Source organism: Haloferax elongans ATCC BAA-1513 (assembly GCF_000336755.1).
Classification (GTDB): Archaea; Halobacteriota; Halobacteria; order Halobacteriales; family Haloferacaceae; genus Haloferax; species Haloferax elongans.
Window position 1 is genome coordinate 40872 of the sequence record NZ_AOLK01000015.1, and the last position, 15513, is coordinate 56384.

The 15513-nt window shown below is 63.2% G+C and carries 15 protein-coding genes; 11 read left to right on the forward strand and 4 right to left on the reverse strand.

The features are described from left to right. The first annotated feature begins 77 nt into the window (after window positions 1-77). Complete coding sequence (locus C453_RS06895) at window positions 78-2231, forward strand: S9 family peptidase (protein ID WP_049907563.1); 2154 nt, start codon at window positions 78-80, stop codon at window positions 2229-2231. Between the two features lie 66 nt (window positions 2232-2297). Here C453_RS06895 and C453_RS06900 read toward each other — a convergent pair whose 3' ends face one another. Then, window positions 2298-2984, reverse strand: coding sequence for a YqjF family protein (locus C453_RS06900; RefSeq protein ID WP_008323535.1), 687 nt, complete (start codon window positions 2982-2984; stop codon window positions 2298-2300). A gap of 143 nt (window positions 2985-3127) precedes the next feature. Here C453_RS06900 and C453_RS06905 point away from each other — a divergent pair, with 143 nt between their 5' ends. The 9 genes from C453_RS06905 (at window position 3128) to C453_RS06945 (ending at window position 10707) form a co-directional block, all read left to right on the forward strand. Beyond that, complete coding sequence (locus C453_RS06905) at window positions 3128-3976, forward strand: aldo/keto reductase (RefSeq protein WP_008323536.1); 849 nt, start codon at window positions 3128-3130, stop codon at window positions 3974-3976. A gap of 2 nt (window positions 3977-3978) precedes the next feature. Continuing rightward, window positions 3979-4482 carry a macro domain-containing protein gene (locus C453_RS06910; protein WP_049907564.1) on the forward strand — a complete coding sequence of 168 codons (504 nt, stop codon included), beginning with the start codon at window positions 3979-3981 and terminating at the stop codon, window positions 4480-4482. A gap of 69 nt (window positions 4483-4551) precedes the next feature. Further along, window positions 4552-5322: an SDR family oxidoreductase gene (locus C453_RS06915; protein WP_008323538.1), complete on the forward strand. Its 771-nt coding sequence runs from the start codon at window positions 4552-4554 to the stop codon at window positions 5320-5322. A gap of 69 nt (window positions 5323-5391) precedes the next feature. Beyond that, complete coding sequence (locus tag C453_RS06920; RefSeq protein WP_049907565.1) at window positions 5392-6738, forward strand: oxidoreductase; 1347 nt, start codon at window positions 5392-5394, stop codon at window positions 6736-6738. Between the two features lie 27 nt (window positions 6739-6765). After that, the gene (locus C453_RS06925) at window positions 6766-7140 is read left to right on the forward strand and encodes a winged helix-turn-helix domain-containing protein (protein WP_007539002.1); all 375 of its coding nucleotides are present in this window, start codon (window positions 6766-6768) and stop codon (window positions 7138-7140) included. After that, a complete protein-coding gene (locus C453_RS06930) occupies window positions 7141-7434 on the forward strand; it encodes a DUF7521 family protein (RefSeq protein ID WP_008323540.1) in 294 nt (97 codons plus the stop codon). 228 nt (window positions 7435-7662) lie between these two features. Next, window positions 7663-8088: a thioredoxin gene (gene trxA / locus C453_RS06935; RefSeq protein WP_008323541.1), complete on the forward strand. Its 426-nt coding sequence runs from the start codon at window positions 7663-7665 to the stop codon at window positions 8086-8088. 87 nt (window positions 8089-8175) lie between these two features. Beyond that, the gene (locus C453_RS06940; protein WP_008323542.1) at window positions 8176-9654 is read left to right on the forward strand and encodes an AMP phosphorylase; all 1479 of its coding nucleotides are present in this window, start codon (window positions 8176-8178) and stop codon (window positions 9652-9654) included. A gap of 99 nt (window positions 9655-9753) precedes the next feature. Beyond that, window positions 9754-10707, forward strand: a complete 954-nt coding sequence (locus tag C453_RS06945) for a ribose 1,5-bisphosphate isomerase (RefSeq protein WP_008323543.1) — start codon at window positions 9754-9756, stop codon at window positions 10705-10707. A gap of 58 nt (window positions 10708-10765) precedes the next feature. Here the strand turns inward: C453_RS06945 and C453_RS06950 are convergent, their stop codons facing one another. After that, window positions 10766-11428, reverse strand: coding sequence for a helix-turn-helix domain-containing protein (locus C453_RS06950; RefSeq protein ID WP_008323544.1), 663 nt, complete (start codon window positions 11426-11428; stop codon window positions 10766-10768). Window positions 11429-11523: 95 nt separating this feature from the next. Between C453_RS06950 and C453_RS06955 the strand changes: the two genes are divergently transcribed. After that, the gene (locus C453_RS06955; protein WP_008323545.1) at window positions 11524-13203 is read left to right on the forward strand and encodes an NADH-quinone oxidoreductase subunit D; all 1680 of its coding nucleotides are present in this window, start codon (window positions 11524-11526) and stop codon (window positions 13201-13203) included. Between the two features lie 36 nt (window positions 13204-13239). On the opposite strand, the gene rbcL is transcribed toward C453_RS06955, so the two are convergent. After that, window positions 13240-14484: a type III ribulose-bisphosphate carboxylase gene (rbcL, locus tag C453_RS06960; RefSeq protein WP_008323546.1), complete on the reverse strand. Its 1245-nt coding sequence runs from the start codon at window positions 14482-14484 to the stop codon at window positions 13240-13242. A 94-nt stretch (window positions 14485-14578) separates the two neighbouring features. Then, on the reverse strand, window positions 14579-15499 hold the full coding sequence (locus tag C453_RS06965) for a sodium:calcium antiporter (protein WP_008323547.1): 921 nt from the start codon (window positions 15497-15499) through the stop codon (window positions 14579-14581). Between the last annotated feature and the right edge of the window lie 14 nt (window positions 15500-15513).

Here is a 15513-nt window from a genome sequence, read left to right on the forward strand (position 1 = left end):
TCGGGAGATGGTGTTGGGCGTCGTGGACTTCGCCGACGCAAACATATTTCATGGCCGTCTGCGAGGTAAGCCAGTATATGTCAGGCAAACTCTCAGTCGAGTCTTTCTACGACCTCTCCCGCCCGACAGATACTGCGGTGTCCCCGGACGGTCAGACGGTCGCCTTCACGGTGGCCGAATCCGACCCAGACGAGGACGAGCGCGTCGCGTCGCTGTATGTCGTTCCGACAGACGGGTCTCGCAAGCCGCACCGACTCACCCGCCTTCCGGGTGCGTCGTCGCCGACGTGGTCGCCGGACGGAAGCCGACTCGCCTTCATCGCCGCGCGTGACGAGGACGTGTCCCGTCGCGTCGGTCGCCAAGCCGACGCTTCGGCTGACGAAGACGAGGACGAAGCCGACGCGAGTGCAGAGTCAGACGGCGACGACGATTCCGACGAAAACGAAGCGGATGGCGACGATTCCGACGACGCGACAGCTGGGCCAAACGGCGACGAACCGAAACCGCAGGTATGGTGTTTCGACCTCGAACTCGGCGGCGACGCGACCCAACTCACCTCGTTCGACGAAGGCGTCTCGGAGTTCGACTGGTCGCCCGACGGCGACCAACTCGTCGTCTCTTCTCGCGACCCCACCGAGGAAGAACAGGAGTATCTCGAACAGCGCAAGGACGGTGGGCCAATCGAGACCGAGCGCCTCCAGCACAAGGTAAACGGGGTCGGCTGGACCGACGAGGTGACGACCTACCTGTTCGTGGTCGACCTCGACACCGGCGAGACGGAGCGACTGGACGAGGCCACTGCAGCGGGTCCAATCTCCGACGCCTCGGGGCTTCAGCCCGCGTGGGGACCGAACGACCGCATTGCGTACATCACGTCGGACGCCGAGCATCCCGACGACACGTACGCCACAGACCTGTTCCTCATCGACCCCGACGGTTCGAACGTGGAGAACGTGACCGATGGCGACCAACTCCTCGGCGGTCCGAAGTGGAGTCCGGACGGAACTCAAGTCGCCTTCGTGAGTGGCGACGCCGAAAACTGGTACGTTCCTAGCGAAATCCACGTCGCCGACCTCGGGACCGACGAGGTGCGGTCGCTCTCCAACTCACTCGACCGGACGGTCGCGATGGGCGCAGGCCCCCACTGGGCGTCGAACGACGAACTCTACACACTCGTCGCCGACGAGGCGAAAACCAGACTCGTCCGTCTCACGCCCGACGCCGACGCACCAGAGCGAGTGTTCGAAGCACAAGGAGACTATCGTGCGATTCAGACGCTCGACGTCGGCGGCGACCACGCGGGTCTCGTCGTCTCGGACCCGAGTGAGGGGTGGGATATCTACAGCCTCTCGCTCGACGACGTCGACGCTACGGACGAGGTAGACGCCGAGTCGTTCAAACGTCTCTCTGCGCTCAACACCGACTTTGTCGACGAGTACGAGATGCCACAGACCCGGCGTGTGGCGTACGAGAGCGACGGCTGGGAGGTCGAAGGCATCGTCTACGCGCCAGCAGACTTCGACTTCGACGACCCGGACCCGCTGCCGACTATCGTCGCCATCCACGGCGGGCCGATGTCCTACGACGAACCCGAGTTCAGGTTCGAACACCCGGCGTTCACCTCGCGTGACTATCTCGTGTTCCGGCCGAACTACCGCGGTGGCACCTCGTACGGCCAGGAATTCGCCGAGGAACTCCGCGGCCAGTGGGGGACCGCCGAAGTCGACGACATCGTCGCGGGCGTTGAGGACCTCACCGACCGCGGGTGGACCGACCCGGACCGCGTCTTCGGTTATGGGGTCTCCTATGGCGGCATCGCACAGGGGTATCTTGTGACCCAAACCGACCTTCTCACCGCTGCTGTCCCGGAACACGGTATCTACGACCTTCGTTCGGATTACGGGACCGGCGACAGTCGACTCTCTATCGAACACGAGTTCGGCACCCCGTGGGAGAACCCGGACACAATCGACGCCGCGTCGGCAATCACGGACGCCGGTAACATCGACACTCCCCTTCTCGTCATGGCTGGCGGGCAGGACTGGCGCTGCCCACCGACGCAGTCCGAACAGCTCTACGCCGCCGCGAAATCACAGGGCGTCGATGCGAAACTCGTGGTCTATCCCGACGAACACCACGCCGTCAGCAACCCCGAGCGTGCGACTCACCGCCTCGAACAGATTCTCGACTGGTACGAGCGTCACGACCCGGCCGTCGAAGTCGAGGAGTGAGCGCCACCTGTCGAAGCCACCGTGAACCCCGCCTGTCGTTGGCAGCGAGTGCGGCCCTCGACGTGATTACCGGAGAATCTTCGGCGGTTCGGCCGTCACCCTGAGGTCGCCCGCGTAGTGGACGAGCGGGTCGCCACCGGGGTGGTCGAACCCGCAGGCTTCGAACATCGTATTCTCGCGTATCTCGACGTCCGCGTCCTGAATCGGCCACGGGTCGTGGTGAATGTCGCCGATGACGACCGGCCAGTCGTCGGTGTAGAAACGATAGTTCTCGACGAGAAATGCGTCGAGCGACCCCGATTCGACCTGTTCGACGTCTCCCGTCGGTCGGTAGGTCGCGTCGAACCGTGCACCCGGCGAGTTCCCGGAGGCAGGTCGGTGACTCTTGAACTCGATGTTGCCGTCGTGCTCGTCGACCGAGATTGTCGCGTAGCTGTAAGGCAGGCGGTACCCGAGTCGGGCCATCGCCACACCCAGTCGGTCGGCCGCTTCGAGTGTGAAAAAGTAGACGCCGCGTTTGCCCCCGTCTGCGGGTTCGACGTAGGTTCGGAGGTTCACCTCGGGAAACGCGAGGCCCAGTGGCGACCCCCGGGGGCGAATCTCCCCCATGTCGAACGAGACGACACCGAGCCACGCCCGCCCGTCGGCGGTCGCGACCGAAAGCTGGTCGGGAAGATGCGACTCGACGACTGCTGGGTCGACCGGCCAGTGCAGGAACAGCGTGTGTCGCCATCGCATCGAGAGCAGGTCCATACGAGACAGTTGGGCCGACAGAGGGTGTCGGTTTCGGCCGGGGATGGTCCGTCTCGGTGTGAGACCAGGGACCGTTTCGTTCCAGTATGAGCGGCGAGTAAGCCGCCGAAACGACCACCTTGTTGGCAGTCTATCAGGAACGTATGGTACTCGACAACGCAAGCGGCACGTTCGACATCGGCGGCGACCTGACCGTTCACCGACTCGGATTCGGCGCGATGCGACTCACTGGCGACGACATCATCGGCGAACCGGACGACGTGGAGAATGCAAAGCAGGTTCTCCACGAGGCCATCGCCCGCGGAGTCGATTTCATCGACACGGCAGATTCCTACGGACCCGCTGTCTCGGAGCGACTCATCGGCGAGGCGCTCGCGCCGTATCCTTCGGACCTCGTCGTCGCCACGAAAGGCGGACTCCTTCGGAACACCGAGGGTGACTGGAAACCCAGCGGCTCTCCCGATTACCTCCGCAACGCCGTGCTCGGAAGCCTCGACAGACTTCGAGTGGACACCATCGACCTCTACCAACTCCACCGCCCCGACCCGCACGTCGATTTCGAAGACTCGGTACACGCCCTCGCCGAGATGCGCGACGAGGGACAGATTCGGCACGTCGGGCTCTCGAACGTCTCCGTCGAACAACTCGACAAAGCGCGCGATATCGTAGACATCGCGACGGTGCAGAACCAATACAACGTGGCAAATCGGGAGTTCGAGGAGGTCCTCGACGCCTGCGAAACCTACGGTATCGGATTCATTCCGTGGTTCCCGCTCGGCGCGGGCGACTTGGGCGAGAAAGCCGACGCGGTGGCTGCTGTCGCGGAGAAGCACAACGCGACACCCGAGCAAATCGCACTCGCGTGGCTGCTCCACCGGTCTGACGTGATGCTCCCGATTCCGGGCACGTCGAGCGTGTCACACCTCCACGACAACGTCGCAGCCTCGCACATCGGACTCGACAGCGACGATATGGACCGATTAGAGGAGTGACGATGGAGTTCACAGTTATCCAAGGAGACATCGCAGCCCAATCTGCCGACGCGCTCGTGAACGCCGCCGGAACGAGCCTCAGGATGGGGTCGGGCGTCGCGGGTGCGCTCCGCCGGGGCGGTGGCGACGAACTCAACGACGCGGCGATGGCGAAGGGATCAATCGACCTCGGCGACGTCGCCGTGACTGACGCCTTCGACCTCGATGCCGACTACGTGATTCACGCCGCCGCGATGCCTCACTACGGCGACGGGCAGGCGACGGCCGAAAGTATCCGTGACGCCACCGAAAACGCCCTTCGTGCCGCGGACGAACGCGGGTGCGAATCACTCGTCCTTCCCGCGCTCGGGTGTGGCGTCGCGGGATTCGACTTGGAAGACGGTGCGCGAATCATCTGCGAGACGATTCGCGCGTTCGAACCGACCACGCTTCGAGATGTTCGGTTCGTCGCCTACGCTGACGACGAGTACGAGACGATTTCCCGAGTCGCTGAGGAGACGAGCTAACCCCGCCCCAACAGCTATCAAAATAATAGAACAATTATTTAATCAATTGTTCTGACAGTTACGACTGCAATGGGCGCGCTGAATGCGAAGACAGCAGTCGTAACGGGCGGAGCGAGTGGCATCGGGCGGTCGATTTCGATGGCGTTCGCCCGCGAAGGATGCGATGTCGTCGTCGCGGACTGCCAGTCGGAGCCACGAACAGGCGGGACACCGACCCACCAACGAATCGAGGCGGAGACGGATTCGAAGGCGGCGTTCGTCGAGTGTGACGTGGGCGACATCGACCAACTCTGGTCGGCTGTCGACGCCGCGGACGAGTTCGGTGGCGTCGACGTGATGGTGAACAACGCCGGAGTCTTCCGCGAACAGAACTTCTTCGAGGTGACCGAGTCCGACTTCGACCACACGATGGACGTGAACCTCAAGGCGGTCTACTTCGGCGCGCAGGCCGCAGCGAAGAAGATGGTCGAAGACGGCGGCGGCGACATCATCAATATCTCCAGCGTCTCGGGACTCCGCGGCTCACCGGGCTTTTCGGTGTACGACGCGTCGAAGGGTGCAGTAAAGCTCTTGACGTACTCGCTGGCGGCCGAACTCGGACCACAGGGGGTCAGCGTCAACGCGATTCACCCAGGACTCACCGACACGAAGATGACGACGGACGACGTTCCAATCCTCGGCACCGAATCCGAAGAGCTGTTCATGCAGAGCATCCCTGCACGCCGACCTGGAACACCGGACGATGTCGCCGACGCCGCCGTATTCCTCGCGAGCGACCGCTCGGACTACGTCAACGGCGAATCGCTGGTCGTCGACGGCGGAATGAGCAGTTCGCTCTGACGGATTGCCTCCGCGGCCGACCCTCACCGCGCCGGTTCGATTAACGTCGTTCGCTTCCTACGTGTTGCCATGGCTTCCCCTCGGGTGGACGACCCGCTCGAACTCGGCGGCGTCACGCTTCGGAACCGCCTGTATCGAGCGCCGCTTCTCGAATGTGCGGGCAACGGTCCCGACGCGGCGGAGACGCTCGCGGCAGAACTCGAACCCGCTGCACGCGCCGGGGCCGGACTTATCTGTCAGGGTGCGACTATCGTCCGTGAGCCGGGCGGCTGTGCCGCCCCGAACATGACCTACGTCACCGACCCAGCGTTCGCCGCGTCACTGTCGACGGTGACAGACCGCATTCACGAACACGGGTCGGCTATCGCCATCCAGTTGGAGTACGGCGGCTTGCGGAGCATGGAGACGTGGCACGCTGGCTACCGACAGGAACACCCGGACCTCCAGCAACTCGCGGTGTCGCGGCCGCCGCGACTGCTTCGCCTCCTCGACGGACTCGGCTTTCTCGACTACGACGCGCACGTCCTCTCGACTGACGAGGTGTACGACCTCGCCGCCGACTTCGGCCGGTCTGCGGCAATGGCGACCGATGCTGGCTACGACATCATCCATCTCGCCGGGGCGAACATGGGGATTATCCACCAGTTTCTCTCGCCGTTCTACAACCGGCGCGACGACGAATTCGGCGACGGTGTCCGCTTTCTCGAAGTCGTCTACGACGAGATACGCGAACAGGCTGGCGACGTGCCGGTCATGACCAAGGTGCCCGCAGAGACGTCCGCCCCACCGGGAGTCCGTCGGCACCTCACCGAAGGCGATACGGTCGATATCTGTCGCCGACTCGTCGATTACGGGTACGATGCGCTGGTCCCCGTCTCCGGGTCGGTGTTCTGGGACGCGAGCATCGTTCGAGGGTCGTATCCTGACCGCGCATGGTCCGACGAGCAGTACCGGGAAGGGTATGCGGCGGCGTTCGGCGGCCCGCTTCGCGCGCGACTCGTTGCGCTCGGAAACCGTATCGAGGCCGCGTGGTACGATTTCGACCCGGCGTGGAACGAACGCCTCTGTCGTCGCGTCAGGGATGTTGTGTCGGTTCCCGTGCTCTGTGAGGGCGGGATTCGAGAGCGTGGTCACATCGACCGACTGCTCGGCGATGCCTGCGACGCCGTTGGAATGGCGCGACCGTTCTACGCCGAACCCGAACTCCCCGCGCGACTCCTCGGCCGCGACGTTGCGGACGACACGCGCGCCGTCTGCGAGAGTTGCAACAACTGTGCGGTGCCACAGGTGACTGGTGCCGGAGGCGTCTGTCGGACGCCGTCGGTCCTCCGCGCCGCTGGAACCCTTAAAAAAGAGGGTGCGTATAATCGACCGCCCGAACCACCGGAAGCGGATGGTAGCGACCCGGAGCGTTAATAAGGCTCTCGCCGGAGAAACACGGTAATGGCGCGCGACCGGTCCGCGATGGAGTCGGCCGAACTAACGGCGGTGCTCGAAGCGCTCGACGACGCGGACGCACGAGCCATCATCAGAGGACTCGAAGAACCCATGACGGCAAGCGAGATATCAGAGACGTGTGACATCCCCCTTTCGACGACGTACCGGAAGTTGGACCTGCTCACCGACGCTGCGCTCCTCACCGAGGGGACGCAGATTCGAGCGGATGGTCACCACGCGACGACCTACGAAGTATCGTTCGACGAGGTTCGGATTGCCCTCACGGAAGACCGGGACTTCTCCGTGAACGTCGGGCGGCCCGAACGCAGACCGGAGGACCGTATCGCGGATATCTGGTCGCAGGTTCGGAGGGAGACGTAGATGGGCCACCTCACCACGTCGCCGACGATTGCGACGTTCATCATCGTCGTCAAGACCGGGATTCTCATCCTCGGCAGCCTCATCACGTACTTCAGCTACAAGGCCTACCGGCGGACGCGTTCGCCAGCGCTTCGAGCGCTCGCGCTCGGATTCGGTATCGTCACCTTCGGTGCGCTGCTCGCGGGTGCGTTCGACGTGCTCCTCAATATCGACCTCGCGACCGGCGTCCTCATCGACGCGATACTGACGTTCGTCGGATTCGCGGTCATCACCTACTCGCTGTACGTGGATTAACCGCTTTTTGCGAATCAGACCTGGCGCGTCGCCTCGGGTTCAACTGTGCTGTCGCTCTTGGTTTGACTATTCTCTCGCCGCTCGGTACTGGTCTTGCGTGACGGTGTACTGGTGGAGGTTTCTCATCTCGTTGTCTTTCGGAACCAGTTTTGTGACGGGGCAACACACAGGACCATATTGCCCAAAAGTCACAAAACTGTTATTACGATGGGGCCAGTACGGATAGATATGTCCGACGACGAACTCGAAGAAATTCGCCAGCAGAAACGCGATCAACTCGAATCCAAAATTCGCGGAGATGGTGCTGGTACTGTCGAAGAACCCAGTGGGGTGCCGTCAGAGCCGGTGTATGTAAACGGTGTGTCTGAGCTGAACGACACCGTCTCGAAGTACGACGTCGTGCTGGTCGACTTCTACGCAGACTGGTGTGGTCCGTGCAAGATGCTTGAACCGACGGTGGAACAACTCGCCGCCAACACCGACGCGGCAATCGTCAAAGTCGACGTCGATAAGAATCAGGAACTCGCCGCCCAGTATCAGGTTCGCGGCGTTCCGACGCTCCTCCTGTTCGCCGACGGCGAGCCAGCGGAACAGATTGTCGGCGTCCGTGGCTACGACGACCTCGAAGGCCTCATCGACGCCCACCTCGCGTAACCGGTCCCCCGTCTCCAATTCTCTGTTTTCTTGTCAGTGAGTGGTAACGCGGGTGTCGCTTATGACGCTCTCGCGCTAACCTCAGCTATGGAACTCGTCGCCGACCCGGTCGACATCGGAACCCGCGCGCCCACGGTTCTTCTCAACGAGGCGGACGCGGCGGAACTCGGGGTTCACGCGCTCGAACGCGTGCAACTCCGACGCGACGGCCGGACTACCATCGGCATCGTCGAACTCACCGACGAGCTCGTCGAGCCCGGGACGCTCGGGGTGACGCGTCGACTCGGTCACATCGAAGGCTCGGTCGAGGTATCTGTCGCACCGCAGCCAAACTCGGTGTACTACATTCGGAAGAAACTCGACGGCATCGAACTCGAAGCGGACGAAATCGAACGTATCGTCCGCGACATCTACGAGGACCGACTCGCGGACGCTGAACTCAGCGCCTACGTCTCCGCCTCGTACACACAGGGCCTGTCGATGGAAGAGACGATGCACCTCACCGAGTGTATGGCCAACATCGGCGAGCGTATGTCGTGGTCCGAGGACATCGTCGCCGACAAGCACTCTATCGGGGGCGTCGCGGGCAACCGCGTCACGCCGATTCTCGTTCCAATCGTCGCCGCGGCGGGACTGAAGATTCCGAAGACCTCGTCGCGGGCAGTCACGTCCGCCGCCGGGACCGCCGACACGATGGAAGTGCTGTGCGACGTGGACTTCTCTATCGACGAGATTCGCGACATCGTCGACGAGACCGGCGGCTGTCTCGTCTGGGGCGGCGCGGTGAACCTCTCGCCGGTCGACGACCGAATCATCCGGGTCGAGACGCCGCTTTCTATCGACCCGCGCGGGCAACTCATCGCGTCGGTCCTCTCGAAGAAAGAAAGCGCTGGCTCGACGCACGTCGTCATCGATATTCCCTACGGAGAGGGTGCCAAAGTTGCGAGTCTCGCCGATGCACGCGAACTCGCCGAGGACTTCAAACGCGTCGGTACCCACCTCGGCATGTCCATCGAATGCGCAATCACGAACGGAGCAGCGCCAGTAGGTCGCGGTGTCGGACCCATCCTCGAAGCCCGCGACGTGCTCGCCACTCTCGCAGGCGACGGCCCGAACGACCTGCGTGTGAAGTCGATACGACTCGCCGAACTCCTGTTCGAGTGTGCCGGTATCGACGCAGACGCGACCGAAATCCTCGACTCCGGGCAGGCCCGCGAGACCTTCCGAGAGATACTCGCCGCACAGAACGGCGACCCGGACGTGGTGGCGTCCGACCTCTCGCCCGGTCGCCACACTCACACCGTCCGCTCCGACAACAACGGCGTGGTCACGCACATCAACAACCGCCTCGTCAACGAAGTCGCCAGACGCGCCGGCGCGCCCAAAGACGCAGGTGCGGGTATCGACCTCCATTGTCGCGTCGGCGAGACGGCTGCAGTCGGTGACGCGCTCTTTACTATCCACGCGGAGTCGCCTGACAAACTCGCAGATTCCGAGGACTTGGTCGGTCGCGTGGACACCGTCAGAGTTCGGCACCCCGACGAGGCGCTCGTCGACCGTATCTGAACCGAGTGAGTCGCTTCGAGTGGCATGCTCTCCGCGTCGCGCGGTGGCCACCCCTCACCTCGGCAACCATTTTTCCCCACTACCTGCGTACTCCATGATATGGACGAGCGCGTACACCCCGAGGTCCGACGCGTCGCGGAGGACATCGACACGATGGAAGTTCGCGGCGCGGCGACCATCGCGGACGCGGTGGCTCGGGCCCTCAGAACACAGGCCGAAGAGAGCGACGCAACCGACCCGGAGACATTCCGTGCGGAACTCCGCGCGGCGGCCCGTGCGCTCCACGAGACACGCCCCACAGCGGTCAGTCTCCCCAACGCGCTTCGGTACGTCCTGCGCGGCATGTCGAGTACGACTGTCGAGGGACTGCAACGAGATGTCGTCCAATCGTCCGAGGAGTTCTGCCAGCGACTCGACAGAGCACAGACGGACCTGGGTAAAGTCGGCGCGAACCGCCTCCGCGACGGCGACGTCATCATGACGCACTGTCACTCGACGGACGCACTCGCGTGCGTCGAGGCGGCCGTCGAACAGGGCAAACATATCGAGGCTATCGTCAAGGAGACGCGACCGCGAAATCAGGGTCACATCACCGCGGAAGAACTCGCCGACATGGGCGTTCCCGTGACGCTCATCGTCGATTCAGCGGCGCGGCGCTACCTCAACGACGTCGACCACGTCCTCGTCGGGGCTGACGCCGTCGCCGCCGACGGGAGCGTCATCAACAAAATCGGGACGAGCGGGCTCGCGGTCAACGCCCGTGACAGAGGGACGCCCATCATGGTCGCCTCGCAGACGCTCAAACTCCATCCGGGGACGCTCACCGGACACACCGTCGATATCGAGATGCGGGACACCGAGGAGATTATCGACGAGTCGCGCCGCGAAGAAATCGGCAGTCCGAAGGTCGTCAATCCGGCGTTCGACGTGACGCCGCCGCGCTACGTCGACGCCATCGTCACCGAGCGCGGGCAGTTCCCACCCGAGAGCATCGTCACGCTGATGCGCGAACTCTTCGGCGAGGGAACGTCGGAGCCGTGGGCCGAACCCTGAGTGCGACCTGGCGGCGGCCTGACGGCGACCTGACGGCTGACAGGTGACTGACGGTTGATTACAGGTGGCCGACGAGTTCGGACATCACTTTCATCTCGGCTTTTCGGAGGTGTTCTGCGGCAGTACTCGTCGAGCAGTCGAGTCGCTCCGCCACGTCTGCGACCGACCCGCTTCGGGGTTCCTGATAGTAGCCGCATTCGACTGCGACCTCGACTGCCTCCTGCTGTCGCGGTGAGAGTGACCCCGGCGACACGTCTGCTGGTCCCGAGTACGGGCGGATTTTCAGAATCTCCACGTCGACGCCGTCGGGCGTGTCCTCGACCGCCGACTGAAGGGCATCGTCGGTTCCGACGAGCGTCACCGAAATCGAGCCGTCGCCGTCGAAGATGACCGGCGGAACGACGATGAGGTCGCCTTGGGTAATCGCCGCCGTCTGTCGCGCACCCTTGGCGTCGAGTCGCTCGTTGACGACGATGAAAAAGGAGTCGCCGGGCATCTGTTTCACCTCGTACGAGAGAATTCCCGGCGTCGCCGCCAGCGCCTCCTCGTAGGCGTCGATATCGGAACCGACGATTTCGAAGATGATGGTGTTCTTGTCAGTCACCGTCGGGTTCCAGTGGTGCAACTTCGTCCGCTCGAACGCCTCGTGTTCGACGACGAACTCGTGCATGGGGTGCATCTGCTCGTCGTCCGGTTTGAATCGGAGTCCGACCGATTTCATGTCCGGGTGTAGTCAGATGGAGTATAAAAAGCGGCCGCACTCGTGAGGCAGAATTCTGAATCGCGTCTTCGGAGAAACGTGACGTAACACAACCAATGTCTCTCGAATCTCCACAAACCGTGACCGATTCGGATGCCGCCGGTGTCGCCACCACCGACATCGACGCCGGCGTGTTGCGACAGACGCTCGGCGATTCTATCCTCGACCTCGACCAGCATGTCCACGCTCCCGAGGTGACGATTCGCCCCGACGAGGTCCAAGCGGTCCTCTCGACGCTGCGGGACCACCTCGGGTTGGACCACCTCTCGTGTGTCACCGCACAGGAGTACGAAGACCGCTACGAGTCTATCTACCACCTGAAATCGTACGACGACCCGACGCGCGAACTGAGTGTGGTCGTTCCCACGTCGCGGTCGGACCCGGTCAGCGAGTCGGCCGCACCCGTGTTCGAGACGGCCAACTGGCACGAACGCGAGGCGTACGACCTCGTCGGCATCCACTACGACGACCACCCGGACCTGCGCCGTATTCTCCTGCCCGAGACGTGGCAAGGCCATCCACTCGGCCGCGACTACGACCAGCGACGCCCGCAAATCGTCAAATACGACGAGAACGCGAATCCGCTCCACAAAGACGGCTGGAGCGAGGATAACACGATGCTTCTCAACATCGGCCCGCACCACCCCGCGACCCACGGCGTGATGCACCTCCAAGTCGTCCTCGACGGCGAGCAGGTCGTCGACGTAGAACCCGATATCGGGTACATCCATCGCTGCGAAGAGCAGATGTGCCAGCAGGGAACCTACCGCCACCAGATTATGCCGTATCCCGACCGCTGGGACTGGGGCGGCGGCGGGCTTCTGAACGAGTGGGCGTACGCCCGCACCGCAGAGGAGTTAGCCGGTATCGAGGTCCCCGAGTACGCACAGGTCATTCGGACGATGGCGGCCGAGTTGAGTCGCATCCTCTCGCACATGCTCGCGCTCGGTGCCTACGCCCTCGACGTTATCGGCGACTTCACCGCGACGTTCATGTACGCCATGCGGGACCGCGAACTCGTCCAAGGTATCCTCGAAGACCTCACCGGACAGCGGCTCATGTTCAACTACTTCCGACTCGGTGGGGTCGTCTGGGACCTCCCGGAGCCCCGAGAGGCGTTCTTCGAGAAGGTTCGTGACTTCCTCGACGGACTCCCAGAAAAGCTCGAAGAGTACCACGACCTCCTCACGGTCAACGAGATTTTGCAGGCACGAACGCTCGATACGGGCGTCCTTCCGCCGGAGGTCGCAAAGCGCTACGGTGTAACCGGTCCGGTCGCCCGCGGCTCAGGAATCGACTACGACCTCCGCCGTGACGACCCCTACGGCTACTACGATGAACTCGACTGGAACGTCGTCGTCGAAGACGACTGCGACAACTTCTCGCGTCTGCTCGTGCGGATGCGCGAGGTCGAGGAATCCGCGTCTATCATCGCCCAGTGTGTCGATTTACTCGAAGACTGGCCCGAGGACGACCGCAACATCCAGGCGAACGTCCCCCGGACCATCAAGCCGGAGGAAGACACCGAAATCTACCGCGCCGTCGAGGCCGCGAAGGGCGAACTCGGTATCTACATCCGCGCCGACGGCACCGACAAACCAGCTCGCTTCAAGATTCGCGGCCCGTCGTTTTCGAACTTGCAGGCGCTTCCCGAGATGGCCGAAGGCGAGTACATCCCCGACCTCATCGCGTCTCTCGGCAGTCTCGACACGATTATGGGCGAAGTCGACCGCTGACTGGGAAAAAACGGGTTCGTTGCGGAACCGGCGTGCCTACCGCGGCGTCTCGGTGCCCCACTTGTCGAGGGCGACCGCGAGTTCCGGCGTCTCGTCTGCGACTTCTTGGATGGACTTGCCGTCGACGTAGCCGTCGATTGCGGCCCGGAGTGCGACTGCTCCGGCGCGGGTGCCATCGGGGTGGCCGTGGATACCGCCGCCGAGTTGGATACAGACGTTGGTTCCGGTCGCATCGAGGAGGTCCGGCAGGAGGCCGGGGTGGAGACCGCCGGACGCGACAGGGAGCACGTCGGTCGTTCCGTAGAGGTCGCTGCGCATCCACTCGTTGATGCCGACAGTGTCTTCGTTAGCGAGTTTGCCGAGACCAGCCGTGCCGGTGTGAAGTTGGTCGACACCGAGGAGGCGCGAAATCTGTGCGAGGACGCGCATCGAGACGCCGTGGGTCGGCATGCGGTCGAATGCGGCGTGCATGGCACGGTGGGCGTGGATGGCCATGCCGTGTTTCTCGGTGCGCTCGCGGACAGTCTGGAGACCTGCCCACCCGGCGGTGATGATGTCCACCATGACGTACTCGCCGCCCTGTTCGGCCACTTCGTCCACGCGGTCCAGCATCGTCTGGGTGTCCGCGGTGACGTTGATGAGGTAGGACTTCTTCTCACCCGTCTCGTCTTCGGCGTCGTCGCGGAGGGCGAGCGACTCGGTCAGGCGGTCGGCGAAGGGATTGAACGCTTGGTCGGTGAGGTTCTCGTCGTCTTTCAGGAGGTCAACTCCACCGAGCCACGCGTCGTAGCCGACCTGCGCGTGGGATTTCGTCGAGAGGCCGACTTTCGGCTTGGGGACCGTCGCCGTGATGGGACGGTCGTCGACGCCGAAAATCTCCTCGCGGACCGACGAGCCGAAGAGCGGGCCGTCGAACGACGAGACGATGGCCTCGGGCCACTCACAGTCCATGAGGCGGATGGTGTCGACCGCTTTCATGCCCATGATGTTGCCCGCAATACAGGAGAGTATCTGCGGCATGTTGCCGGGTTCGAACAGGCCAGCAGGGTAGGCGACGCCGATGGTGTCGCCGTCGATGGAGAAGGCAGTCGCACCCATATCGGTGAAGTCCGCGCCGGTCTGGAGTGCGGCCCACGTCCCGTTGGAAGACTCGGAGGCCACTCGACTCGCGGCCTCCTCTGTCGTCATTCCGGTTGCGGGGTCGATACGGAAAGTGCAGACGAGGTCCTCGTCGGTCGGTTCGTAGTCGAGGTCCAGGAAGTCTTCGTAGGTGATACCCATAGCTTCGCCTTCGGCCCCACGAATCTTAAAACGCTATCCAAAAGCGACTTTGGGGGTGGGGACGAACCCTAAGGGTTCGGCTCGACGACGGCCCTCACAGCACGACGAACGTCGGGAGGTACAGCCCGATACAGAGGAGTGCCGCGCGACGGTCGATACCCCGCCGCCAGTAAAACAGCGCCAGCACGGCGACCGAGACTGCGAGCATGTAGACCCCCGACGTCGTCACCGTCCCGAGGTCTGTGACGACTACGTCCGCGACGAGCGCACCGACACCGAGCGAGAAGACCGGGTCGGTGATGTTGCTGCCGAGAATCGCGCCGACGGAGATACCTTCTTGGCCCTCTCTGGCCGCGATACCGGCGACGACGACTTCGGGAGCGGTCGTCCCGAGCCCCGTCAGCAATCCGATGAGGTACTCCGAGATACCGACGAGTCTGGCGAGTTCGATGCCGTTTGTCACCATCACTTGCCCTCCGACGACGACCAACACCAGTCCGAACACCACACGCGGCAGTCCTCGCTCGGGCGTTTCTTCCTCTTCGACGACCTCTTCGGCGATTTCCTCACCGCCCTCGTTGGTGTAGAGCGTGTAGACGAAATTGACGTACGCGAGCATCATCAGAAACCCTTCGGAGCGCTGGATGACGCCGTCTTCGAGCGTGAGCAGCATGATAATCATCGCGAGCGTCATCGCGCCGCCGTATATCATCACGTCGCGGCGCTCGGCGACGATAGGCGAGATGAGCGCGACGATGCCGATAGCGAGGGTAATCTGCGACGTCTCAGACCCGACGATGTTGCCGACGACGAGGTCGCCCGCGCCGTAGGTGGCCGCGTATATCGAGGTGGTCATCTCGGGAACCGACGTTCCGACCGAGATGAGCGTCACACCGATGAAAAACGCCGAGACACCGTAGAATCGCGCGACTTCTGCTGCGGCGGTCACGGCCCTGTCGGCACCGAAGACGAGTGCGGCGAGTCCGGCGACGAAGAGTGCGACCTCCACGAGCATGGTTGGATGAACCT